The organism is Bradyrhizobium sp. (assembly GCF_036735945.1).
Lineage (GTDB): Bacteria > Pseudomonadota > Alphaproteobacteria > Rhizobiales > Xanthobacteraceae > Bradyrhizobium.
In genome coordinates this window covers 45,758-66,238 of record NZ_DAINNI010000003.1, presented here as the reverse complement: position 1 = coordinate 66,238, position 20,481 = coordinate 45,758, and the positions used below count along the sequence as shown (strand labels likewise).

The following is a 20,481-nucleotide window of genomic DNA, read 5'->3' as shown; positions in this document are numbered from 1 at the left end:
CAAGCGACGCTCGCTATCGCGATGCCGCAGCTTCGTCGGATTTCGCGACAACCGAAAACACGATAGCTGCAACGATGCCTGACAGCAGCGACGCCGCGAGCACGCCGAGCCGGACCTGCTTCAGCACGGCCTCGTCATCGAAAGCGAGCGTCCCGATGAAGAGGCTCATGGTGAATCCGATGCCGGTCAGAATGGCCATCGCATAAAGCTTCGCGGTCGTCGTGCCCTCCGGCATTGCCGCGATGCCGAGGCGGATCGCAAGCCACGAGGCGGTAAAGACCCCGATCTGCTTGCCGATGAAGAGACCTGCGATAATGCCGAGCGGTATCGGTGCCGCCAGATCCGAGAGGATCACGCCGTGCAGCGATACGCCGGCATTGGCGAACGCGAAGATCGGAACGATCGCGAAGATCACCCATGGCCTGAGCGCGTGTTCGGTATCCTCGAGCAGGCTGCGGCCATCACGCCGGCGCAGCGGCATCGCCAGTCCGACGGAGACGCCGGCAAGCGTGGCATGGACGCCGGATTCGAGGACGCAGACCCAGGTGAACAGGCCTGCGATCAAATAGAATGCCGGCCGGCGAACGTCGAACAGGTTGAGGGTCGCGAGCGCAACGACGCCACATCCGCCGAGCGCCAGCGCCAGAACCGAGAGATCGTGGGTGTAGAAGATCGCGATGACGACGATGGCCATCAGGTCGTCGATGATGGCGAGCGCCAGCAGAAACGCCTTCAGCGAGGCCGGTACCTTGCGTCCCAGCATGGCGCAGACGCCGAGTGCAAAGGCGATGTCGGTGGCCGCCGGTATGGCCCAGCCGCGCAGGGCAGCGGCATCGTTCCAGTTTACCGCGGCAAAGATCGCGGCCGGCGTGACAAAGCCGCCGAAAGCTGCGATCACCGGCAGCGCCGCCTGTTTCGCGCTCGCCAGCGCGCCTTCCATCACCTCGCGCTTGATTTCAAGGCCGACCAGCAGAAAGAACACGGCCATCAGGCCGTCGTTGATCCAGTGATCGATGGTCTTGGTCAGCCCGATCGATCCGATCCGGACCGCGCCGGTCGTCCGCAACAGCGCCTCGTAATCCGCGCCGAACGGCGAGTTGGCAACGACGAGCGCCGCGATGGCGGACAAGCCGAGGACCACGCCGGCATACAGGCCCGTGTTGTCTGGCACGTCCGACGCCGAACTCCTGGTGGTCATCGGGCGATCTTGCCGCTCGCCTCGATGGCGATCGACAGCGCAAGTTTCGTCTCCGCCACGATATCTTCGACCAGCTCTTCCCGGCTGACCTGAGCAGCCTGGCCGGTGAGCAAGCCCTGTTCGGCGAGCATGACGACCCCATGCAGCGAGGCCCAGATCTTCAAGGCGCTCCGCTCACGCAGCAATCCCACCGCCGGCGCCTCGAGCGCGTCCACCAGCAGCTCGAACGTCTCCATGGCGGCGCTATGCAACTCGCTGCCTTTCGGCGCGCATGCCATGGTACGAGAGGCGAACATCAGGCGATAGATGCCGTTGCGATGCAGCCCGAAATCGAGCGTGAGCTGTGCGAAGCGCGACAGCTTCGAATGCTTCGAAGGCCGTTCGATCGCCGCTCGCATCATGGCGCTGAATTGACGGAATGCTTCGGCCGTGACGGCCGTCAGCAGTGTCTCGCGATCGGCGAAATGCTTGTAGGGTGCCGGTTGCGAGACGCCGAGCTTCTTGGCGAGTGCGCTGATGCTGATGGCCTCGGGGCCGCCAAGCTCGACTTCGTGCAACGCGGCCTGAACCAGGGCATCGCGGAGATCCCCGTGGTGGTAGGCATTTAGCGCTTTGCGTGCAGGTCGTGGCGGCATTGAATTCAATGATCTATAACTTTTGCCTTGACAGCACAACGGCAACGCGAATGTAATACGATATAACTTCGCGGTGCGCCGGCGGGCTTCCGCTGTCGCGTCGAAGATCAGGCAGCGCGAGACAATGCGCGCCCACAACAGGGGAAACGCTGCGATGGCTGGAAAGCTGAAGATCCGCGTCGACCAGGATAAATGCCAGGGACATGCGCGCTGCAAATCACTGGCGCCGGAACTGTTCGATCTCGACGAATTCGGCAATGCGCACGAAGTAGGCGACGGTTCCGTCCCCGCGGGCCTCGAAGACAAGGCCTACCTTGCGCAGAGCAACTGTCCGGAAATTGCCATTGAGGTGACCGAGGAATAGCCGGTCACGACCTTTTTCATCCCTTACGATTTTCATCCTTCACGATCTGAACGAACCAAACAGAGGAATTGCTCCGATGTCCGATTCCGCCAGCATCATGCCCGAACATCCGCCCGTTACCGATTGGGTCAACGATTTCGATCACACCGATCCGACATGGACGGAGAACCCGTTTCCGATCTGGGAAGAACTGCGCGGGGCATCGCCCGTCGTGCATACCGAGCGGTTCCTCGGCTGCTACATGCCGACCACCTACCAGGCCGTGAAGGAAATCGCCTACGACACCGAGCATTTCTCGTCTCGCCGCGTCATCGTGCGCGACGTGCGGCCCGAGATCACGGCGCGTGCGCCGCCGATCACCTCCGATCCGCCCGAGCACAAGCCGGCCAAGCAATTGCTGCTGCCGCCGTTCACGCCGGACGCGATGAAGAGGCTCGAGCCGCGGGTGCGCGCGATCTGTAACGAACTGATCGACGAGTTCATTGCCGACGGCAAATGCGATGCTGCCGCGCGCTACACCAAGCACATCCCGGTCCGGGCGATCGCGCACATGCTCGGGATTCCCGAGAAGGACGGCGATCTCTTCATCAAGTGGATTCACGGCATCCTCGAGCTCGGCATCAAGGATGACAACGCGCTGATGGGAGCGGTGAGGGAGATGACTGGCTATTTCGCCGCTCACCTCGAACAGCGCAAGACGAATCCGACCGATGACCTGATCTCGGCCCTGATGAAGGCGAGGGACAAGGACGGCAACCCGCTGGCGGACGAGCACGTGCTGGGCTCGCTGCGGCTGTTGCTGATCGCCGGCATCGACACCACCTGGAGCGCGATCGGTTCCTCGCTGTGGCATCTGGCGAAGACGCCGGCGGATCGCGAGCGCCTGGTCAAGGAGCCGGAATTGATGCCGCTCGCCGTCGAAGAACTGCTGCGCGCCTATTCGCCGGTGACAATGGCGCGCGAGGTGATGAAGGAGACGACCATCAGCGGCTGTCCGGTCAAGCCCGGCAACATGGTGCTGCTGTCGTTCCCGGCGGCCAACCGCGATCCCGCCATGTTCCCCGACGCCGACAAGGTCGTAATCGATCGCAAGGAGAACCGCCACGCCGCCTTCGGTCTCGGCATTCACCGCTGCGTCGGCTCCAACCTCGCGCGCATGGAAATGACCGTGGCGATCGAGGAGTGGCTGAAGCGTATTCCGGATTTCAAGCTCGATCCGGCCGGCAGGGTGACGTGGTCGGAAGGCACGGTGCGCGGTCCACGTCAGTTGCCGCTGCTGTTCGGCAAGACGAAGTGAGAGCGAGATAGCGAAACGAGGAGGGTCGATTTGATCGGCCCTCCTTTTTCGTCTCTCCGCTACTTGACCTCGATCTTCGCGTCGCTGGCGACCTTCTTCCAGGCCTCGATGTCACGGGCGTTGATGTCGCGCTGCTGGTCTCCGGCGATGAAGTCCGCGGAGATGCCGAGCGCCAGCAGCTTTTCGACAATATCGGCCTCGACCAGCGATTCCTTCAGCGCGCTCTCGATTTTCTGCGCGACGGGAGCAGGAACGCCTGCGGGGGCATACATCACCCAGGACAGGCTCCGTTCGAAATCGACGCCTTGCTCCTTGTAGCTCGCAACGTCGGGAAGGCTGGGCGATCGTCCGCCGCACACGGCAAGGGCCTTCAGTTTTCCATCCTTCACCAGCGGCGTTCCGGTCGCCATGTCGACCAGCCCGACCGAGATATGTCCGCCCATGAGATCGTTGGCGAGCTTGGCTGCGCCGCTGAACGGGACGTGCTGCAGGCGGATGCCTGCTTTCTGCGAGAGGATTTCCCCGCAGAAGTGGCCGGTCGATCCGACGCCCCAGCTTCCGTACTGGATCGGCTCTCCCTTCTTCGACAGTTCGGTCAGCGTGCGCAGGTCGCTGGCCGAAAAATCCCTGGTCGCGATCAAAAGGATGGATGAGGTTCCGATGCGGCCGATGGTGGTGAAATCCTTGATCGGGTCATAGGGCAGGCTCGGATAGACCGCGGGCGCCAGCACATGGGTGGTCATCCCGCCGATCGTGATGGTGTATCCATCGGGCGGAGAGGTCGCGGCCTGGTGTGCGCCGAGCGTGCCGGCGGCGCCGGTGCGGTTTTCGACGTAGATGGTTTGTCCGAGACGCTTGCCCATCCGGTCGGCCAGCAGCCGGCCGAGCACGTCGCCGCCGCCACCGGCTCCGAACGGCAACAGCATCTTGATCTTCTTCGAGGGGTAGTCGGCCGCATCCTCGGTGCGGGCCGCTACCGTCATCGACGACAGCGCAAGCAACGAAAGCATCATCGCACGCAACTTCATTTACTTACTCCCTGGATTTTCATTTCTTGTGTTTTGGTCGTTTGGATCGGCAGCGCTATTGCGACATCAGGGCGAACGAGGCCGGGCGCCGGAGTGCCGCAGGATGAATCGTGTCGGCAGGTAAACCGGCCGAATCTTCCGCGCTTCGCCGCCGCCGCGGATGCGCTCGAGCAGGATGTTGGCGGCGAGGCGGCCCATCTGGTCGAGATCCCAGGTCAGCGCCGAGATCCCCGGCGTTGCATGGCGCGCGAGGTCAGTGTCGCCGATGCACACCAGCGAGACGTCGTCGGGATAGCGCAGGCCGCCGCTGGAGAGGGCGTCCATCACGCCTGCCAGCATATGCGTGCCCAGCGTGATGATCGCTGTTGGCCGGTTGGGGTCCCGCAGCAACTGACAGACATCGCTGAAGGCGGTGCTGGACCCCTGGGTCTGCGGCCGGATCAGGTCGGGATCGACCTCCAGCTTCGCCTCGGCATGGGCCTGTCGATAGCCGGCGACGCGTTCCGAACTCGGCAGCAGGGCCGCGCGTCCGGTGAGCAGGGCGATCCGGCGATGGCCGAGGCCGATCAGATAGCGCGTGATCTCGAGGCCGCCGCCGCGATGGTCGGCGCGCACCGTCGGCACGCCCGGCACCTCGCGGTCGATCGCGACGCAGGGCAGGTCGAGGTTGGCCAGTGCGCCGGTGAAATCATGGTGGGCGTTGTCGCCGGCAAACAGCAGCAATCCGTCCATCCGACGCCGCCGGACCGCCGAGATGAACGCGGTCTCGCGATCTTCCTCGTGGCGGGTTGCCGCCAGCATCAGCACATAGCCGGCGCGCTGAAATTCCTCTTCCGCGCCGTTGATCATCTCGCTGTAGAGCGGGTTCGACAGATCGGAGACCATGCAGCCGATCGTCTTGCTCTCGCGCGAACGCAGGGCCTGCGCCGCCGAATGCGGCTCGAACCGCAGGCGGTTCACCGCGCGCATGATCTTCGCGTGCAATTCCGGGCTGATATGGGGCTCGCCGTTCATGACCCGGCTGACGCTGCTGACCGATACGCCGGCCTGAGCGGCGACATCGCGAATGGTGGCGCGCGCGGGCTGCGCTCGGCGCATTGCAGGGCTCCTCGGTCGGAACGAACGGCCGAGAACTTAGCGATCTGGAAACGATATACAAGCTACAATGACCAAAAATATGCATCTTGCTTGCAACTCTGGAATGAAGTATGGAAACGTTTCCAGAAACCGGGAGCGAGGCGGCGAACGGCTGCTACCGCTCGATAACAAGCGGGCGAACGGGGAGGCGCATCGAGCCATGACGCGGCGCGTCGAAGGAAAAGTCGCCCTTGTGACCGGCGCTGCCAACGGCATCGGGCGCAGCGCGGTGAAGATGCTGGCGCGCGAGGGCGCCAGGATCGTCGCGACCGATCTGCAGGACGAGCACGGCGAAAGCCTGCTGCGCGAATTGCGCGCCGATGGATGCGAGGGCGCGTACTACCACCACGACGTGACGCGCGAGGAAGACTGGCAGTCGGTCATCGCAGAGGTCAGCAAACGCTTCGGCAGGCTCGATGTTCTCGTCAACAATGCCGGGATCGGCCTGTCGGGTTCGGTCGTCGACATGGCGTTCGCCGACTGGAAGCGGCAGGTGGCCGTCAATCTCGATGGCGTCTTCCTCGGCGTGAAATATTCGCTGCCGCTGATGCGGGCAGGCGGTGGCGGCAGCATCATCAACGTTTCCTCGATCGCCGGAATCAAGGCCTCGCCCAACGTCTCGGGCTATTGCGCGACCAAGGGCGGCGTGCGGCTGTTCACGAAATCGGTCGCGCTGGAATGCGCGGCCGCCAAGGACGGCGTGCGCGTCAACTCGCTGCATCCCGGCATTACCGAAACCGCGATATGGGACACGCTGATCGGCACCGTCGAGGACGGCTCGCAAGGCGGGCGCGAGCGCGGGCCGACGCTCGACAAGCTTACCGAACGCGCCGTGCCGCTCGGCTACAAGGCCGCGCCGGAGGATATCGCCAACGGCATCTTGTGGCTCGCCGGCGACGAAAGCCGCTACGTCACCGGCACCGAACTCGTGATCGACGGCGGCAGGTCGATCGGCTGAACGGCGCGATCGAAAAGAACAACGGGCGGCACTTTGTGCCGCCCGCAAGCAGGCGGGAGGTCGTTGTGAGTCGTATCTTTGGTGCGGTCTGCCAGAACGGCTATGTCGTGCGCGATATCCGCGCCGCCATGGATCACTGGGTCAATGTGATGGGCGTCGGCCCCTGGTACTACATCGACCGGGTGAAGACCGACTACTTCCGCCACCGCGGGCAGGACTCCGCCGTCGAGATGAGCATCGCGCTGGCCAATTCCGGCGATCTGCAGATCGAGTTGATCCAGCAGCGCAACGACGCACCCTCGATGTACAAGGAGTTCCTCGACCAGGGGCGCGAAGGCCTGCAGCACATGTCATACTGGACGCGCGACTATCAGGACCTCTACGACCGCGCGCGCTCGCTCGGCTACAAGGTCGGCCACGAGGGCCAGATCGGCGGCGAGAAGGGCCGCTTCGCCTATTTCGACACCCAGGCCCATCCCGGCACGGTGGTAGAGATCTCCGATATCAGCGGCAGCAAGGGGAGCTTCTTCGAGCATATCCGGAAAGTCGCCGCCAACTGGGACGGCTCCGATCCGATCCGGACCGTCGGCGGCCGCTGAGCCAAGCGCACCGCGCACATATCTGCAGCGAAAAGCCAAACAACAAGGACAAGGAAAACGGATGGCCAGACTTCCCCTGATCGACCCGGCGGCAACCAGCGGCGACATCCGCGCCTCCTTTGACAGGATGCCGGTCGTCCTGAACATCTTCCGGATGATGGCGCATGCCGAGGCCAATTTCATTCCGGCGATGCGGTTCGCCAATTCGATCCTGCACCGTCAGAAGCTCAGCCACGTCAATCGCGAATTGCTGATCCTGCAGGTCGCGCAGTGGGAGCATGGCGAATATGAGTGGCGGCAGCATGTGCCGATCGCGCTCGGCGTCGGCGTCACGCAGCGCCAGATCGATTGCATCGAACAGGCCATGTATGACGACGCCGCGTTCAATTCCGCCGAGAAGGCGCTCCTGGCGTTCGGCCGCGAGGTGATCGAGAACGTGCGTGTTTCAGCGCCGGTCTTCGCCGACATGCGCCGGCATTTCAGCGAGCAGGAGATCGTCGAATCGATCCTCGCGATCGGCTTCTACATGACGATGGCCCGCCTGACCGAGGCGACCGAAGTGGACCTCGATCCCGCGGCTGGGATGACCGTCTTCGAGGGAGGAAAGAAGCGACCGGGCTGATTCAAGGCTCGTCTCAGGCCGCCCCCGCGGGGGGCCGAAATCTGCGGATTGACCGCTCCGTCCGATGCGGCGCATCATCCGATGCAGCATGGAGGCAACGGCGTGGAGCGCGTGAGATGACGGATGAGCCTGAAGCGAGCGGTCCGCGACCGCTGCGTGAGATCGCCAGCTATCACGCCCACATCTACTACGACCCGGCGACCACAAAGGCCGATGCCGAGCAGTTGCGCACCTGGATCGGCGAGCGGTTCTCGGTCACGCTCGGGCGATGGCACGACGTCAAGGTCGGCCCGCACGACGAGGCCATGTACCAGGTGGCGTTTGCCCGCGAGATTTTCGCCGAACTGGTGCCCTGGCTGATGCTGAACCACGGCAAGCTGAGCGTTCTGGTCCATCCGAACACGACCAACCCGCGCCGGGATCATCTGGCTGACCCGATCTGGATCGGGCCGGCGCTGGCGGTCCACGGCGACAAATTGCCTGACCATGCCGAAATGGAGCAGGCGCCGGTGCCCAATACCAATCCGATCCTGCGGGCCTGACGCCACCTTTCGCAGTGCGAAAAGCCGCGGTGATTCAATACGCCCCGGCTTGGGTATCGCAGCTTCAGCCCCCGGGATGCCGTGGAATAAAGTTCAGTGGGCCTGCCACGATCGCCGCTTCCGCTCGTCTCGATTATGCCTTACTTTGGTTTTCATTATGGTGGGGTTATTCGGCGAATCCGGGGAATCAGACGTGATTCCAAAGCGCCGAACCGGGGACGAATGAACAGGGCGAAGACCAGCGCAGGCGGGCTTGCTTCGAGCCGCGGTAGCCGATTGCTCCGCGAGGCGGCATTCGGCGCCGCAGCGGTGGCTATGGCGCTGGGGCTCACTGTCTGGGCAACCGATTTCGACCTGGCTGGCTGGATCAATCCCGCATCCGCCAAGATCGCCAGCGGTCCCTCGTTCGAGGAGCGCTTTGGGACAAGCTCGGTGCGCCGTTCGCTGGCCATGAGCTACCCATGGCGCCCGGCTGCCCGTTCGCAACGCGCGGATTTCGAGGCAGAGTTCGGTCACATCGAAGGCCAGTTGGGCGGGCAATTGCGCGAGGCGCAAGACGTTCCGCCGACTGTGTCCGCTCCGACGGCTGAAGCCTCGATCCCACTGCCGAGGGCCCGGCCGGTTCTGGCCAACCTTCAGTCGCCGCCGAGCGATCCGCCGACGGTCTCGTCCGACAACCGCACGATGTTCGAGAAGCTGGCCGATCTCGTGCCGATGAAGTTCACGCTGGCCTCGCTGACGCCGGGCGACGGGCTGCTCGGCGAGCGCAAGGACCTCGGCGCGCTTGGCTATGACGGCCAGACCGCCGTCTACGACATTTCGGCGCGCACCGTGTACCTGCCTAACGGCACCAGGCTCGAGGCGCATTCGGGACTGGGCACGCTGATGGACAACCCGGCGCATGTCGACCAGCGCATGGTCGGCGCGACACCGCCGAACGTCTACGATTTGCGGCCGCGCGAAAAACTGTTTCATGGCGTCGCGGCGCTGCGCATGACGCCGGTGGGCGACAACGAAATGCATGGGCGGACGGGCTTGCTCGTGCACAGCTATATGCTCGGGCCCAACGGCGATTCCAACGGTTGCGTTTCGATCAAGGATTACGACAGCTTCCTGCAGGCCTACCGGAATGGCGAGGTGAAGCGCCTCGTCGTGGTACCGAACATGCGTGAGGGACTTACAGCGTCGCGGCGTTCCCCGTCTCCGTCATGACCGCTGTTGCGGGCGGCGTTTCGGATTGCGATACGCCGCTGCGCGCGGTTTTCCAGATCGACCTGAACGGCAAGACGGTATCGATCTCGACCGTCGGTCAGGCGCATCGCTTCATCACCAGTCTGGGCTCGATCGAATGGATCGAATTCCGCGCACTGCATCAGGACGCCGTTCAGGCACTGCATCGCGCCGCCGGCAACGCCATGCTGACCGTGCAGGCGACCGACGCGTTGCGTGCGCTGTTCATCCGCGCCAGGCTGTTGTGAGAAGGACGCGCCCGCATGCCCGCAAGTCACGCCGAAATTGACGACGATCGCCTGATCCGCGAATTGCTGCAGAACTGGGCGATCTGGCGCGACGCCGGCGACTGGGAGCGCTTCCGCACCGTCTGGCATGCGGACGGCCGCATGATGGCGACCTGGACGCAGGGCACCGGCGACGAGTTCATCGAGATCAGCAAGCAGGCCTGGGCCAAGAACGTCAGCATCCTGCATTTCCTCGGCGGCATCTCGGTGGACATCGCAGGCGCCCGCGCGATCTCGCAGACCAAGATGACGATCTCGCAGCGCGCCGAGGTCGAAGGGGTGCTGTGCGACGTGCTCTGCACCGGGCGGTTCTACGATTTCCTCGAGAAGCGTGAGGGACGCTGGGGCATCGTGCTGCGCCAGCCGATCTACGAGAAGGACCGCATGGACCCGGTCACCCCAGGTGCGGCGCCCGTTCTCGACAAGGCGCTGCTCGATCAGTTTCCACCGGGCTACCGCCACCTCGCTTATCTGCAGACCCGCATCGGCTACACCGTGAAGCGCGACATGCCCGGCCTGAAAGGGCCGGAAGTCGAGGCCTTATACGCGCGCGGCGCTGCGTGGCTGAAAGGTAATCCGATATAGGTGGACGATCTCGCGTTCGGGACCCAGCGCAGGTCCATACACAAAATCTCGAAAACAACCCCATGCAAAGTAGGATAGGACCGTTCCGGGCCATTTGTCGGCCTGATCGGGTGGCCCGAACCTAGCTGATCTCTTTCCGGACGGCCGCGGCCGCATCGCACATCGCCTTGAGCTTTCCGAACGCGATATGGCGCGGCATGTATTTCATGCCGCAGTCGGGAGCGACGACAAGGCGATCCGCGGCAACGTGCTTCAGCCCGTTGCGGATGCGATCTGCGACGACCTCCGCCGGTTCGATCTCGGGATTGCCGAGGTCGAGCACGCCGAGCATGATCTTCTTGGATGACAGATCCTTGAGCACGCCGAGATCGAGCTTCGGCTGCGCGGCCTCGATGGAGATCTGCTCGGCCCTGGTGTCGGCGAGTTCGGCGAGGAAGGAATAGCCGGCCGGCTTGGTCGAGCCGGGCACGACCGCCGCATAGCCGAAGCAGAGATGCACCACCGTCGGCACGGTGATGCCTTCGAGCGCGCGGTTGATGGCCTTTACTGCATAGCGCCGGGCCACATCAGGGTTGTTGCGCACCCAGGGTTCGTCGAGCTGGATGACGTCGGCACCGGCCTTCTGCAGATCCCGCGCTTCGGCGTTGACCGCTTCGGCAAACGCCATCGCCAGTTCCTCGTCGTCCTTGTAGAACTCGTTCTTCGCCTGCTGGCTCATCGTGAACGGGCCGGGCAGGGTGATCTTGGCCGCGCGATCGGTATTCTGGCGCAGAAACTCCATATCGTGCAGTTCGACCGGGCCACGACGCTTCACCGGGCCGACGACGCGCGGCACCGGCGTCGCGTGTCCGCTGCGTGAGGTGATCATCGCCGGGTTTTCGTCGTCGACGCCCTCTAGCGCGGTCGCAAAGCGGTTGGAATAGCTTTCACGGCGGATTTCGCCATCGGTCACGATGTCGATCCCGGCGCGCTCCATGTCCCTGATCGCAACGATGGTCGCATCGTCCTGCGCCTCCTCCAGATGCCCGGCCGGCAGCCGCCACATCGCATGCATGCGCGTGCGCGGCACCACCTTGGACAGCATCGCGCGATCGACCAGCCACTCCGGCTGCGGGTAGCTGCCGACAACGGTGGTCGGCAGCAGGTGTTTCGGCAGGTTCATGATCGTCTCCGTGCTCTCGTTATTGTCTCTATTCTCAGGCCGCGCGCGTCGCGGTCGCGGCGACCTCGTCCTTGACCGGATTGCGCAGCACGCCGATGCCGGATACTTCAACCTCGACCACGTCGCCGTCCTTCATCCACAGCGGCGGCGTCCGGTAGGCGCCGACGCCGCCGGTGGTACCGGTGACGATGACGTCGCCGGAGACAAGCTCGGTGAATGTGGAGCAATAGGCGATCAGCGCAGGGACGTCGAACACGAGGTCCGAGATCGGCGCGGCCTGCACCTCGACCCCGTTGAGCCGGGTCGCAATCGTCTGCTTGCTGATGTCAGGGAGTTCGTCCGTCGTGACCATCCATGGTCCAAAGCCGCCGGTGCCGACAAAATTCTTGCCCGGCGCGAATTGCGAGGTGTGGCGCTGCCAGTCGCGGATGCTGCCGTCATTGTAGCAGGCGTAGCCTGCGACATGCGCAAGCGCGGTTTCGCGCGAGATGCGGCGGCCGGTCTTGCCGATGATCACGGCCATTTCGCCCTCATAGTCGAACCGCGCCGATTCCAGCGGGCGGATCATCGGCTGGCCGCCGCCGACCTGGCTGTTGGCGAAACGGGTGAAGATCATCGGATGCGGCGGAGTGGGGTGGCCACTTTCGGCAAGGTGGGTGGCGTAGTTGACGCCGATGCAGAAGATCTTGTCCGGGTCGGGGACGGTCGGCAGCAACTCGATCTCGGCCAACGCATAGTCGGGCCGTTCGCCCTGCAGCGCCTTCAGCGCATCCAGCGATCCATTCGCAAGCAACGATTTCAGGGTCGGCCACTGCTTCAGCCGCTTGCCGGCATCGACGATGCCGGCTGGCGTCACCAGGCCATAGGTCGCCGACGGGCCGGCCTTGAAACTCGCGATCTTCATGCTCTGACACTTTCTTCGATGGAGGAAACATAGGATTCGATGGGGCGCACGATTTCGCCTGACAGGATCGGGACGCACTCGGGTGGAAAATCCTGGCGGAAGCATGCGCCGGCTTGCACGGCACGGTCGATAAAGCCTTCGAGATGGTTCATCGCGCCGCTCGGTAGATCGTGCAGGACCATCAGGCTCCATGGCTGCGACCGGCATTGTTCCAGCGCCCGATCGGCCCAGCCGTCAGGATCGTCCCAGTCGCGCGGGATCGCGTTCCAGAGCACACAGCTATGCCGGTTGCGCGTGAGGTAGTCGACCACGGACGGCTTCAACAGCCGTTTGTCGAGGTTGCCACCGCCACCGAACGGGCGGAACCAGCGATTTGGGTGGGCGAGTTCGCCGATCGCGGCCTGCGTCCGCCCGATTTCCTTCTCGGCAGCGTCCGGATCACCTTGCTGTCCCAGCGGCACCGTGTGCGTAAAAGTGTGGTTGCCGATCCAGTGGCCTTCGTCATGGGCGCGCGCCGCCAGGCTGCGCCGCTCGGGATCGCCGAGCTTCTTGCCGATCACGAAAAACGTCGTCTTGATGCCGCGTTCGCGCAAGGTGTCGAGTACGCGCGGCGTCACGCCGGGCTCGGGACCATTGTCGAATGTCAACGTCAGGCCGAACACGCAGCCCTCCGTCAGGTCGCAGGCTGCAAGGCTGTCGGCGCGATCTCTTCCGCCGCGTTTTGACCGGCGCGGGTGCCGGTCTGCCAGATCGCGGCCTTGCGCTCGATCCATTTGATCGCGGCATTAAAGGCGATCGCCATCGCCAGCACCAGCAGCACGCCCGCGAACACGTGCGGGCTGTCCAGGATGGTGCGGTAGCGCGAGATCAGATAGCCGATGCCGGCGGACGAAATCAGCATTTCCGAGACGACGACGCCGACAATGACGAGCGCGCCGCCGACGCGAAGCCCGGACAGCACGGTCGGGATCGCCGCCGGGATGATGACCCGCACCAACCGCTGGCTCAGCGTGGCGCCCATGCTGCGCGCCGCCAGCAGCAATTGCGGATCGATGGTCTGGATGCCGGCCGCCGTGGCCAGCATCGTCGGCAGGAAGCCGTAGATCGAGGCGAACGCAATCTTGGATTCCGAACCGATCCCGAGCCAGACGGTGAATACCGGATAGAGGATGACCAGCGGCACCGCGTAGAGGCTCGAGACCATCGGCATGATCAGGATGCGCGGCCGCGGCAGGCTGCCGACGATGGCGCCCAGCAGGATGCCGCCGCCGCACGCGAACGCCATCGAGATCGCGACCTCGTAAAGCGTCACGGCGAGGGCATGACCGTATTCGCCGGCCTCGTTCCAGCCGGCTACGAGCGTCGACGATAGCGACGGCAGGAACAGCTCGGGAATGAGGCCGGCGCGCGGCAGCACTTCCCACAGCACGATCAGGCCGATCAAGATCAATCTGCGAAGCGTTGCGGCGCTCATGATGGCCCTCACGCCGATTTGCGGATGTGCCGCCAGATGCGGTCACGCAGGTTGCCGAAGGTGTCGCCGCTCAGCATCTCGTAGGTGCGCGGGCGGGGCAGCGAGACCTGAAGGTGGTCGACGATGCGGCCGGGCCGCGGCGACATCACGATCACCTCGTCGGCGAGGTAAACCGCCTCCGTCAGGCTGTGGGTGACGAACACCACGGTCTTTCCGGTCGCGGCCCAGATCCGCAGCAGTTCGTCGCCCATGGTCATGCGGGTCTGCTCGTCGAGCGCGGCGAACGGCTCATCCATCAACAGCACCGGCGGATCCTGCACCAGGCCGCGCGCGATCGAGACGCGCTGCTTCATGCCGCCGGACAGTTCATGCGGATGACGCTTGCCGAAGCCGTCGAGACCGACCAGCTTCAGCGCGTCCTGCGCGCGGGCGCGGCGATCGCTTTTCGCAACGCCGCGAAGCGCCAGCGGAAACTCGACGTTCTCTTCCGCCGTCAGCCAGGGAAACAGGCTGGCTTCCTGGAACACGACGCCGACGCGGTTCGGATCGGGCTCGGGGATCGGAGCGCCGCTGATCGTGATGGCGCCCGAGGTCTGCTGGCGCAGGCCGGCCATCATCATCAACAGCGTGGACTTGCCGCAGCCGCTCGGACCGACCAGCACGACGAAGCGGCCGGGCCTGACGTCGAGCGAGACGTTTTCCAGCGCAACGACATCCTGCGTCGTGGTCTTGAAGATCTGCCCGACGTTGCGGACCTCGATCGCGCCGGCCGGCTTCAGCGGGGTTATGTTCGCCAATGGCTGCATCGTGTTTCCACCCATCTGACCAGTTCGTTGAAGGCAATCGCGATCGCGGCGATCATCAACACGCCGGCCAGCAACTGCTTCATCTGAAAATTCTCGCCCCAGGTCGCGATCTGATGGCCGATGCCGTCGCGCGAGGCGTACATCTCGGCGAGGATGACGCCGGTGAGATTGAAGATCATCGAGATCCGCAGCGCTTCCAGCAGGACCGGAAGCATGCTCGGCAGATAGACGCGGAACGCGGTCTGCATCGGCGTCGCGCCATAGGAGCGGGCGACCGTCAGATGCTCGACCTTGACCGACTCCACCGCTGTCGTGGTCGACATGATCACGATGAAGATGGTCGAGAAGAAGCCGAAACCGACCTTCTGCGAGAAGCCGACGCCGAACACCAGGATGAACATCGGCAGGAAGATCGATTTCGGAATGCTGAAGGCGAAGAACAGCAGCGGCTTTGCCACGTCGGCGAAGTAGCGGTTCTCCGCGATCAGAAAGCCGATCAGCGCGCCGACGGGAACCGCGAGCGCGAAGGCGGTCACCACTTCCGTGGCGGTGACAACCAGATCCTTGCGCACGCTCGCCCGCTGCAGGAGATCGCCGAGCGTCGCCAGCGTATCGGAGGCGGAGGGAAGCAGGCGCGGGTTGACGATGCCGGTCCGAGACAGGATTTCCCATATCGCGAACAGCGCCACCACGATGGCGACCCGCGCCGCCTTTACGCCGAGCCCGCTTTGCATCGCACCAGTCTCAGAATTTTGTCGGAACCGGCTTGAACTGCGTCGAGATGATCTCCGCCGCCGGCCCGAGGTCCTTCATGCCGCCGGCCTTGGCCATGTCGAGTGCGAGCTGAAGCTGCTCGGGGATCTTCGGCCCGTCCATGCCGCCGTCGGTCTCCAGCTTCATGATCGTGTTTTCATATTCCAGCGCGGCGATCTCGGCCGGAATTTCATAGAGCTCGGTGATCAGCTTGACGGAGGCGTCCTTGTTGGCGCGCATGAACATCAGTGCGCCATACAGCGCGTTCAGCGTCTTCTGCACGACCTGCGGCTTCTCCTGCGCATATTTGTCGAGCGCGATCCAGCCGGCCGCCAGATTCGGCGGCACCTCCTTGGAGAAGTCGAGGATGGTGCGCGCTTCGCCCGATTTGGAGATCTGGAAGCTCAGCGGCGAATAGACGACGGCGGCGTCGACGTTGCCGGCGAGCAGGTTCGGCACCAGGCCGCCGCCGCCGACGGGCACGCGGGTGAATTCGATCTTCTTGTCCTGCTGGGTCCACAGCGCCAGCAGGTCGGAGCCGGAGCCCGCCGAGGTGATAGCAACCTTCTTGCCGGCCAGATCCTTGACCGCGAGTGTCGATTTCGAAAGCGTCATCAACTGCCAGCCGTAATAGCCCGTGGCGGCGCTCGCGAGCACCTTGGAGTTCACGCCCTTCTTGCGCCCGGCCGATACCAGCGAGGTGGCGTCGAGAATGACGTCGGCAGCGCCCGCCGCCATCGCCTCGAACGTCTCGGCGCCGCCGCGATAGATCGTCAGTTCGGCTGCGATGCCTTCCTTCTCGAACAGTTTTTGCCGGACCGCGGTTTCCGCGATCGTGGTCGGCCAGTAGGTCTTGGTGGGAAGGCCGATGCGGACCTTGTCGGCGGCCTGCGCCATGGAAGGCAGGCCGAGCAAGGCCGCCAGCACGATCGTTGCCAGCGTGTGGCGTCGCGAGATTTTCATTGTGACGTTTCCCCTTTGCGTTTCTTGATTTGGTTTGCCGTTCGAATGATCAGGCCGCGGCGCCACCCCCGGAAGCTGTCGGCGGCGCGAGCTGGACGAGATTCATCGTCGTCGTGAAATGCTTGGCGAGGGCTGCGACCGCGGCATCGGCGTCGCGCTTCAGCGTTGCCTGCACGATGGCGGTGTGTTCGGCCTCCACATTGCGAGACTTTTCCGTGTCGCGCCGAATCGAAAGCCGCCGATAGCGCTCGCTCTGTTCATGCAGCACGTCGCGAAAGCCGAGCAGCCATTGCGAGCCGCAGGCATTGACCAGCGTGCGATGGAAGATGCGGTGCCGGACCACCCATTCCTCGTAGTGATGGGTCGGATCGTCGGGATAGGTGTAAGGAACGGCGCACAGTGCCGCGAACGACTTCTCGACCGAGGCAAGCCAGGCGGCATCGCCGCATTCGATCGAGCGGCGCAGCGCCAGCCCCTCGATATCGACGCGGGTTTGCGTCACGTCGCGCAGATCGGCCGGCGATACCGGGCTGACACGGAAGCCGCGCTGGTCGGAGGCCTGCACCAGCCCGTCCGCAACCAGCCGCGACAGCGCTTCGCGCACCGCGGCGAGGCTGACGGAAAACTGTTTGGCAAGCCCGGCGATGTGCAGCTTCTGGCCGGGCAGCAGCCGGGTCGAGAGAATGTCGGCACGCAGACGCTCCTGGACGGCGGACGTCAGGCTTCGAGGCCGTTCCTCGGCGCGCTCACCAAAACTCAACCCGACGCTGCTCATGGCGTGCAGATTGGCTAGGGACATCAAAGCCGTCAATCGAAAATCGATTTTTTCGATATGATATTGTTATAACTGGAAATTCGAACGAACGCTCTGCACGCTGATTCCTGGTGACAGGCGTGCAGCGGCGGCGTAGATAGTTCGCATGCGAAATAAAATGACGCCCGGATGAGCCCGCGCGAGCACCGCCTGGTGTTCCTGCTCAACGTCGCGCAGCGCCGGCTGCAGCGTTGGATGGCGGCGCAGAAGCAGAGGAACGGGGTTACGGCCTCGCAGTCGGGCCTGCTGTTCGTGCTGGGCCAGCACGACGGCGTGCTGATAGGGGAGGCGGGCGCGGCGCTCGATCTCGGCCCGCCCGGAATCAGTGGATTGGTAGACAGGATGACCGCCGCGAACCTGATCCAGCGCCGCGCCGACCCTGAGGACGGTCGGGCGTGGCGGCTCTGGCTGACGCCTGGCGGGCGCACCGCGCTGGCGCAGTCGAAGGCTGGGCTCTCCGAGATCAACGCACGCCTCGCGGACGGATTCACCGAAGCCGAGATCGATGTCGTCGCGCGCTGGCTCACCAGCATGCAGAGCAAATTTCCCAAAGGAGAAGACGAATGACCGAGCATATCAAGATCGAGAAGAACGACGGGATTCTGAGCCTGACGATGGCGCGACCCGACAAGAAGAACGCGTTGACCAACGCGATGTACGGTGTGCTGGCCGATGCCCTGGAAGCGGCCGAGACCGATACATCCGTTCGCGTCGTGCTGATCCGCGGCGAGGGCGACATGTTCACGGCCGGCAACGACGTCGGCGAGTTCGCAGCGATGGCGACCGGCGCATTTCAGGGCGAGCGGCATGTCAGCCGCTTCGTGCAGGTGCTGGCGAAATCGAGCCGCCCGTTGGTCGCGGCCGTACAGGGACGCGCCGTCGGCATCGGTACCACCATGCTGCTGCATTGCGATCTGGTCATGCTGGCCGAGAACGCACTGCTGTCGACGCCGTTCGTCAGTCTCGCCCTGGTGCCGGAAGCTGCTTCCAGCCTGTTGATGCCGCTCCGCATCGGCTATGCGCGCGCCTATGAGATGTTCGCGCTCGGCGAGGCCGTGGACGCCAGGTCCGCGCTGGCCTGGGGGCTCGCCAATCGCGTCGTACCGCTCGACAGGCTCGATGCCGAGGCGAAGACGCTCGCATTGCGTCTTGCGAAGCAGCCGGCGGGAGCCATCAGCATCACCAAGCGCCTGATGCGCAACCCCGAAGTGCTGCTGGCGCAGGTCATGGCGGAGAGCCGGCAGTTCGCGGAGCGGCTGACGACCGCCGAAGCGCGCGAAGCCTTCGCGGCGTTCGCCGAACGGCGGCCGCCGGATTTTCTGAAGCTGGCAAGCTGAGCCGGCGTGTTCGCCCGCCCGCGACCGCGCGGCAATTGACCGTCCGTGGCGGTGCCGCTACCTGTTTGAGGGTTGCGTGCGGAGGAAACCAATGAACAAGAACAATCAAGCTTCCGAATTCGACTACGTGATCGTCGGTGCCGGCTCGGCCGGATGCGTGCTCGCCAATCGCCTGAGCGCCGATGGCAAGCACTCGGTCCTGCTGCTGGAGGCGGGACCGAAGGATACCAATCTCTGGATCCACGTACCGGTCGGCTACGGAAAGCTGTTCAAGGAAAAATCCGTCAACTGGATGTACCAGACCGAGCCGGAACCCGGCTTGAACGGGCGGCAGGTGTTCCAGCCGCGCGGAAAAGTGCTGGGTGGTTCGAGCTCGATCAACGGCCTGCTCTATGTGCGTGGCCAGCACGAGGACTATGACCGCTGGCGTCAGCGCGGCAATGCCGGCTGGGGCTATGACGACGTGCTGCCCTATTTCAGGAAGGCCGAGAACCAGCAGCGCGGCGGCGACAAATATCACGGCACCGGCGGCCCGCTCCCGGTATCCGACTGGCGGCATCGTGATCCGCTGTCGGAAGCCTTTGTGCTTGCCGCCGCCGAGACCGGCATTCCGACCAATCCCGATTTCAACGGGGCAACCCAGGAGGGGGCCGGATTCTTCCAGACCACGACGAGACGCGGACGCCGCGCCAGTTCGGCATTCTCCTATCTGCGCCCGGCGAAGGGCCGCAGCAATCTGCACATCGAGACATCCGCGCTGGCGCAGCGCATCCTGTTCGAAGGCCGCCGCGCCAGGGCGGTCGAATACAAGCAGGATGGCCGTTTGCGCACCGCACGGGCGCGCAAGGAAATCCTCGTTTCGAGCGGGGCGTATAATTCGCCGCAATTGCTGCAGCTCTCCGGCGTCGGTCCGGCGGACCTTCTGAAGCAGCATGGCATCGAGATCGTGCTGGATGCGCCCGGTGTCGGCAACGATCTGCAGGACCACATGCAGGTCCGCATCGTCACGCGCTGTGCGCAAAAGATCACGCTGAACGACATCGTCAACAACCCCGTCCGCCGGGTGATGGCAGGCATTCAATATGCGGCCTTGCGCAAGGGACCGCTGACGATTGCCGCCGGCACCTCCGGCGCCTTCTTCAAGACCAGTCCGCGGCTGGCGTCACCCGATATCCAGATTCACTTCCTGCCGTTCTCGACCGACAAGATGGGCGAGAAGCTGCACTCGCTGTCCGGCTTCACCGCATCGGTCTGCCAGTTGCGCCCCGAGAGCCGCGGCTCGCTGCGCATCAAGAGCGCCGATCCCGCCCAGCCGCCGGAAATTCGCATCAATTATCTGGCGACCGAAACCGATCGCCGCGCCTTTATAGATGGCGTCCGCATCCTGCGCCGGATCCTCGCGGCGCCGGCGCTGAAGGCCTACGCGGTTGCCGAGGTCGATCCCGGCCCCAAGGTGCAGAGCGACGACGAGTTGCTGGATTTCTGCCGGCGGACCGGCAGCACGGTCTATCATCCGACCTCGACCTGCCGCATGGGCAGCGATCCGCTCGCGGTCGTCGACCAGCGCTTGCGCGTGCGCGGCATCGAGGGCCTGCGCGTGGTCGATGCGTCCGTCATGCCGGACCTGATGTCGGGCAATACCAATGCGCCGACCATCATGATCGCGGAAAAGGCGTCCGACATGATTCTGGAGGATGCAAGGTAGGCACGTAGCCCGGATGGAGCGCAGCGCAATCCGGGGTTGCTCGTCACGGAGGGACCGTTCCCGGATTGCGCTGCGCTCCAT

The 20,481-nt window shown here is 64.3% G+C and carries 24 protein-coding genes; 12 read left to right on the top strand and 12 right to left on the bottom strand.

The window, feature by feature from the left end:
- Window positions 1–13 precede the first annotated feature (13 nt).
- Both nhaA and V7E26_RS01985 read right to left on the bottom strand, forming a co-directional pair.
- Window positions 14–1,198, bottom strand: a complete 1,185-nt coding sequence (nhaA, locus tag V7E26_RS01990) for a Na+/H+ antiporter NhaA (protein ID WP_324412923.1) — start codon at window positions 1,196–1,198, stop codon at window positions 14–16.
- Window positions 1,195–1,833 carry a TetR/AcrR family transcriptional regulator gene (locus V7E26_RS01985; RefSeq protein ID WP_324413080.1) on the bottom strand — a complete coding sequence of 213 codons (639 nt, stop codon included), beginning with the start codon at window positions 1,831–1,833 and terminating at the stop codon, window positions 1,195–1,197. Before V7E26_RS01985 ends, nhaA begins: the two co-directional genes overlap by 4 nt.
- A gap of 154 nt (window positions 1,834–1,987) precedes the next feature.
- Between V7E26_RS01985 and V7E26_RS01980 the strand changes: the two genes are divergently transcribed.
- Window positions 1,988–2,197, top strand: a complete 210-nt coding sequence (locus V7E26_RS01980; RefSeq protein WP_324412921.1) for a ferredoxin — start codon at window positions 1,988–1,990, stop codon at window positions 2,195–2,197.
- 76 nt (window positions 2,198–2,273) lie between these two features.
- Window positions 2,274–3,494 (top strand): cytochrome P450, encoded by a 1,221-nt coding sequence (locus V7E26_RS01975; RefSeq protein WP_324412919.1) that lies wholly within the window; start codon window positions 2,274–2,276, stop codon window positions 3,492–3,494.
- A gap of 59 nt (window positions 3,495–3,553) precedes the next feature.
- Here V7E26_RS01975 and V7E26_RS01970 read toward each other — a convergent pair whose 3' ends face one another.
- Window positions 3,554–4,522, bottom strand: a complete 969-nt coding sequence (locus V7E26_RS01970; protein WP_324412917.1) for a Bug family tripartite tricarboxylate transporter substrate binding protein — start codon at window positions 4,520–4,522, stop codon at window positions 3,554–3,556.
- Between the two features lie 66 nt (window positions 4,523–4,588).
- Window positions 4,589–5,620: a LacI family DNA-binding transcriptional regulator gene (locus V7E26_RS01965; RefSeq protein ID WP_324412915.1), complete on the bottom strand. Its 1,032-nt coding sequence runs from the start codon at window positions 5,618–5,620 to the stop codon at window positions 4,589–4,591.
- A 199-nt stretch (window positions 5,621–5,819) separates the two neighbouring features.
- Here V7E26_RS01965 and V7E26_RS01960 point away from each other — a divergent pair, with 199 nt between their 5' ends.
- The 7 genes from V7E26_RS01960 (at window position 5,820) to V7E26_RS01930 (ending at window position 10,482) form a co-directional block, all read left to right on the top strand.
- Window positions 5,820–6,617 (top strand): SDR family NAD(P)-dependent oxidoreductase, encoded by a 798-nt coding sequence (locus tag V7E26_RS01960; RefSeq protein WP_324412914.1) that lies wholly within the window; start codon window positions 5,820–5,822, stop codon window positions 6,615–6,617.
- Between the two features lie 65 nt (window positions 6,618–6,682).
- Complete coding sequence (locus V7E26_RS01955) at window positions 6,683–7,216, top strand: VOC family protein (protein ID WP_324412912.1); 534 nt, start codon at window positions 6,683–6,685, stop codon at window positions 7,214–7,216.
- A gap of 61 nt (window positions 7,217–7,277) precedes the next feature.
- Window positions 7,278–7,838, top strand: coding sequence for a carboxymuconolactone decarboxylase family protein (locus tag V7E26_RS01950; protein WP_324412910.1), 561 nt, complete (start codon window positions 7,278–7,280; stop codon window positions 7,836–7,838).
- 116 nt (window positions 7,839–7,954) lie between these two features.
- Window positions 7,955–8,380, top strand: a complete 426-nt coding sequence (locus tag V7E26_RS01945; protein ID WP_324412908.1) for a DOPA 4,5-dioxygenase family protein — start codon at window positions 7,955–7,957, stop codon at window positions 8,378–8,380.
- A gap of 222 nt (window positions 8,381–8,602) precedes the next feature.
- Window positions 8,603–9,592 carry a DUF2778 domain-containing protein gene (locus V7E26_RS01940; RefSeq protein WP_324412906.1) on the top strand — a complete coding sequence of 330 codons (990 nt, stop codon included), beginning with the start codon at window positions 8,603–8,605 and terminating at the stop codon, window positions 9,590–9,592.
- Complete coding sequence (locus V7E26_RS01935; protein WP_324412904.1) at window positions 9,589–9,858, top strand: hypothetical protein; 270 nt, start codon at window positions 9,589–9,591, stop codon at window positions 9,856–9,858. Before V7E26_RS01940 ends, V7E26_RS01935 begins: the two co-directional genes overlap by 4 nt.
- Window positions 9,859–9,873: 15 nt before the next feature.
- Window positions 9,874–10,482, top strand: a complete 609-nt coding sequence (locus tag V7E26_RS01930) for a nuclear transport factor 2 family protein (protein ID WP_324412902.1) — start codon at window positions 9,874–9,876, stop codon at window positions 10,480–10,482.
- 121 nt (window positions 10,483–10,603) lie between these two features.
- On the opposite strand, the gene V7E26_RS01925 is transcribed toward V7E26_RS01930, so the two are convergent.
- Genes V7E26_RS01925 through V7E26_RS01890 form a run of 8 tightly spaced genes read right to left on the bottom strand, consistent with a single transcriptional unit; the run spans window position 10,604 to window position 17,343 of the window.
- Window positions 10,604–11,644 carry a uroporphyrinogen decarboxylase family protein gene (locus V7E26_RS01925; protein ID WP_324412900.1) on the bottom strand — a complete coding sequence of 347 codons (1,041 nt, stop codon included), beginning with the start codon at window positions 11,642–11,644 and terminating at the stop codon, window positions 10,604–10,606.
- A gap of 34 nt (window positions 11,645–11,678) precedes the next feature.
- Entirely contained in the window at window positions 11,679–12,548 is an 870-nt protein-coding gene (locus V7E26_RS01920) for a fumarylacetoacetate hydrolase family protein (protein WP_324412898.1), read from the bottom strand.
- Window positions 12,545–13,210, bottom strand: a complete 666-nt coding sequence (locus V7E26_RS01915; protein ID WP_324412896.1) for a polysaccharide deacetylase family protein — start codon at window positions 13,208–13,210, stop codon at window positions 12,545–12,547. The genes V7E26_RS01920 and V7E26_RS01915 overlap by 4 nt, the downstream gene beginning before the upstream one ends.
- 11 nt (window positions 13,211–13,221) lie before the next feature.
- A complete protein-coding gene (locus tag V7E26_RS01910) occupies window positions 13,222–14,022 on the bottom strand; it encodes an ABC transporter permease (protein ID WP_324412894.1) in 801 nt (266 codons plus the stop codon).
- 8 nt (window positions 14,023–14,030) lie between these two features.
- Window positions 14,031–14,828, bottom strand: a complete 798-nt coding sequence (locus V7E26_RS01905) for an ABC transporter ATP-binding protein (RefSeq protein ID WP_324412892.1) — start codon at window positions 14,826–14,828, stop codon at window positions 14,031–14,033.
- Entirely contained in the window at window positions 14,807–15,562 is a 756-nt protein-coding gene (locus V7E26_RS01900) for an ABC transporter permease (protein ID WP_324412890.1), read from the bottom strand. Before V7E26_RS01900 ends, V7E26_RS01905 begins: the two co-directional genes overlap by 22 nt.
- 10 nt (window positions 15,563–15,572) lie before the next feature.
- The gene (locus V7E26_RS01895; protein WP_324412888.1) at window positions 15,573–16,544 is read right to left on the bottom strand and encodes an ABC transporter substrate-binding protein; all 972 of its coding nucleotides are present in this window, start codon (window positions 16,542–16,544) and stop codon (window positions 15,573–15,575) included.
- 49 nt (window positions 16,545–16,593) lie between these two features.
- The gene (locus V7E26_RS01890) at window positions 16,594–17,343 is read right to left on the bottom strand and encodes a GntR family transcriptional regulator (protein ID WP_324412887.1); all 750 of its coding nucleotides are present in this window, start codon (window positions 17,341–17,343) and stop codon (window positions 16,594–16,596) included.
- Window positions 17,344–17,487: 144 nt separating this feature from the next.
- On the opposite strand from V7E26_RS01890, the gene V7E26_RS01885 reads away from it, so the two are divergent.
- The 3 genes from V7E26_RS01885 to V7E26_RS01875 all read left to right on the top strand — a co-directional run bounded on the left by V7E26_RS01885 (window position 17,488) and on the right by V7E26_RS01875 (window position 20,400).
- Window positions 17,488–17,925, top strand: a complete 438-nt coding sequence (locus V7E26_RS01885) for a MarR family winged helix-turn-helix transcriptional regulator (RefSeq protein WP_324412885.1) — start codon at window positions 17,488–17,490, stop codon at window positions 17,923–17,925.
- On the top strand, window positions 17,922–18,695 hold the full coding sequence (locus V7E26_RS01880; protein WP_324412883.1) for an enoyl-CoA hydratase-related protein: 774 nt from the start codon (window positions 17,922–17,924) through the stop codon (window positions 18,693–18,695). The genes V7E26_RS01885 and V7E26_RS01880 overlap by 4 nt, the downstream gene beginning before the upstream one ends.
- A 91-nt stretch (window positions 18,696–18,786) precedes the next feature.
- The gene (locus V7E26_RS01875; protein ID WP_324412881.1) at window positions 18,787–20,400 is read left to right on the top strand and encodes a GMC family oxidoreductase; all 1,614 of its coding nucleotides are present in this window, start codon (window positions 18,787–18,789) and stop codon (window positions 20,398–20,400) included.
- The last annotated feature ends 81 nt before the right edge of the window (window positions 20,401–20,481 follow it).

What these genes read in the sequence shown, in the direction of transcription:
- V7E26_RS01975 (WP_324412919.1), top strand. Translation starts at nt 2,274, where the DNA reads ATGTCCGATTCCGCCAGCATCATGCCCGAACATCCGCCCGTTACCGAT.
- V7E26_RS01910 (WP_324412894.1), bottom strand. Translation starts at nt 14,022, where the DNA reads ATGAGCGCCGCAACGCTTCGCAGATTGATCTTGATCGGCCTGATCGTG.
- V7E26_RS01875 (WP_324412881.1), top strand. Translation starts at nt 18,787, where the DNA reads ATGAACAAGAACAATCAAGCTTCCGAATTCGACTACGTGATCGTCGGT.
- V7E26_RS01960 (WP_324412914.1), top strand. Translation starts at nt 5,820, where the DNA reads ATGACGCGGCGCGTCGAAGGAAAAGTCGCCCTTGTGACCGGCGCTGCC.
- V7E26_RS01935 (WP_324412904.1), top strand. Translation starts at nt 9,589, where the DNA reads ATGACCGCTGTTGCGGGCGGCGTTTCGGATTGCGATACGCCGCTGCGC.
- V7E26_RS01945 (WP_324412908.1), top strand. Translation starts at nt 7,955, where the DNA reads ATGACGGATGAGCCTGAAGCGAGCGGTCCGCGACCGCTGCGTGAGATC.
- V7E26_RS01950 (WP_324412910.1), top strand. Translation starts at nt 7,278, where the DNA reads ATGGCCAGACTTCCCCTGATCGACCCGGCGGCAACCAGCGGCGACATC.
- V7E26_RS01965 (WP_324412915.1), bottom strand. Translation starts at nt 5,620, where the DNA reads ATGCGCCGAGCGCAGCCCGCGCGCGCCACCATTCGCGATGTCGCCGCT.
- V7E26_RS01890 (WP_324412887.1), bottom strand. Translation starts at nt 17,343, where the DNA reads ATGTCCCTAGCCAATCTGCACGCCATGAGCAGCGTCGGGTTGAGTTTT.
- V7E26_RS01880 (WP_324412883.1), top strand. Translation starts at nt 17,922, where the DNA reads ATGACCGAGCATATCAAGATCGAGAAGAACGACGGGATTCTGAGCCTG.
- nhaA (WP_324412923.1), bottom strand. Translation starts at nt 1,198, where the DNA reads ATGACCACCAGGAGTTCGGCGTCGGACGTGCCAGACAACACGGGCCTG.
- V7E26_RS01905 (WP_324412892.1), bottom strand. Translation starts at nt 14,828, where the DNA reads ATGCAGCCATTGGCGAACATAACCCCGCTGAAGCCGGCCGGCGCGATC.
- V7E26_RS01940 (WP_324412906.1), top strand. Translation starts at nt 8,603, where the DNA reads ATGAACAGGGCGAAGACCAGCGCAGGCGGGCTTGCTTCGAGCCGCGGT.
- V7E26_RS01925 (WP_324412900.1), bottom strand. Translation starts at nt 11,644, where the DNA reads ATGAACCTGCCGAAACACCTGCTGCCGACCACCGTTGTCGGCAGCTAC.
- V7E26_RS01920 (WP_324412898.1), bottom strand. Translation starts at nt 12,548, where the DNA reads ATGAAGATCGCGAGTTTCAAGGCCGGCCCGTCGGCGACCTATGGCCTG.
- V7E26_RS01980 (WP_324412921.1), top strand. Translation starts at nt 1,988, where the DNA reads ATGGCTGGAAAGCTGAAGATCCGCGTCGACCAGGATAAATGCCAGGGA.
- V7E26_RS01930 (WP_324412902.1), top strand. Translation starts at nt 9,874, where the DNA reads ATGCCCGCAAGTCACGCCGAAATTGACGACGATCGCCTGATCCGCGAA.
- V7E26_RS01895 (WP_324412888.1), bottom strand. Translation starts at nt 16,544, where the DNA reads ATGAAAATCTCGCGACGCCACACGCTGGCAACGATCGTGCTGGCGGCC.
- V7E26_RS01900 (WP_324412890.1), bottom strand. Translation starts at nt 15,562, where the DNA reads ATGCAAAGCGGGCTCGGCGTAAAGGCGGCGCGGGTCGCCATCGTGGTG.
- V7E26_RS01985 (WP_324413080.1), bottom strand. Translation starts at nt 1,833, where the DNA reads ATGCCGCCACGACCTGCACGCAAAGCGCTAAATGCCTACCACCACGGG.
- V7E26_RS01970 (WP_324412917.1), bottom strand. Translation starts at nt 4,522, where the DNA reads ATGAAGTTGCGTGCGATGATGCTTTCGTTGCTTGCGCTGTCGTCGATG.
- V7E26_RS01885 (WP_324412885.1), top strand. Translation starts at nt 17,488, where the DNA reads ATGAGCCCGCGCGAGCACCGCCTGGTGTTCCTGCTCAACGTCGCGCAG.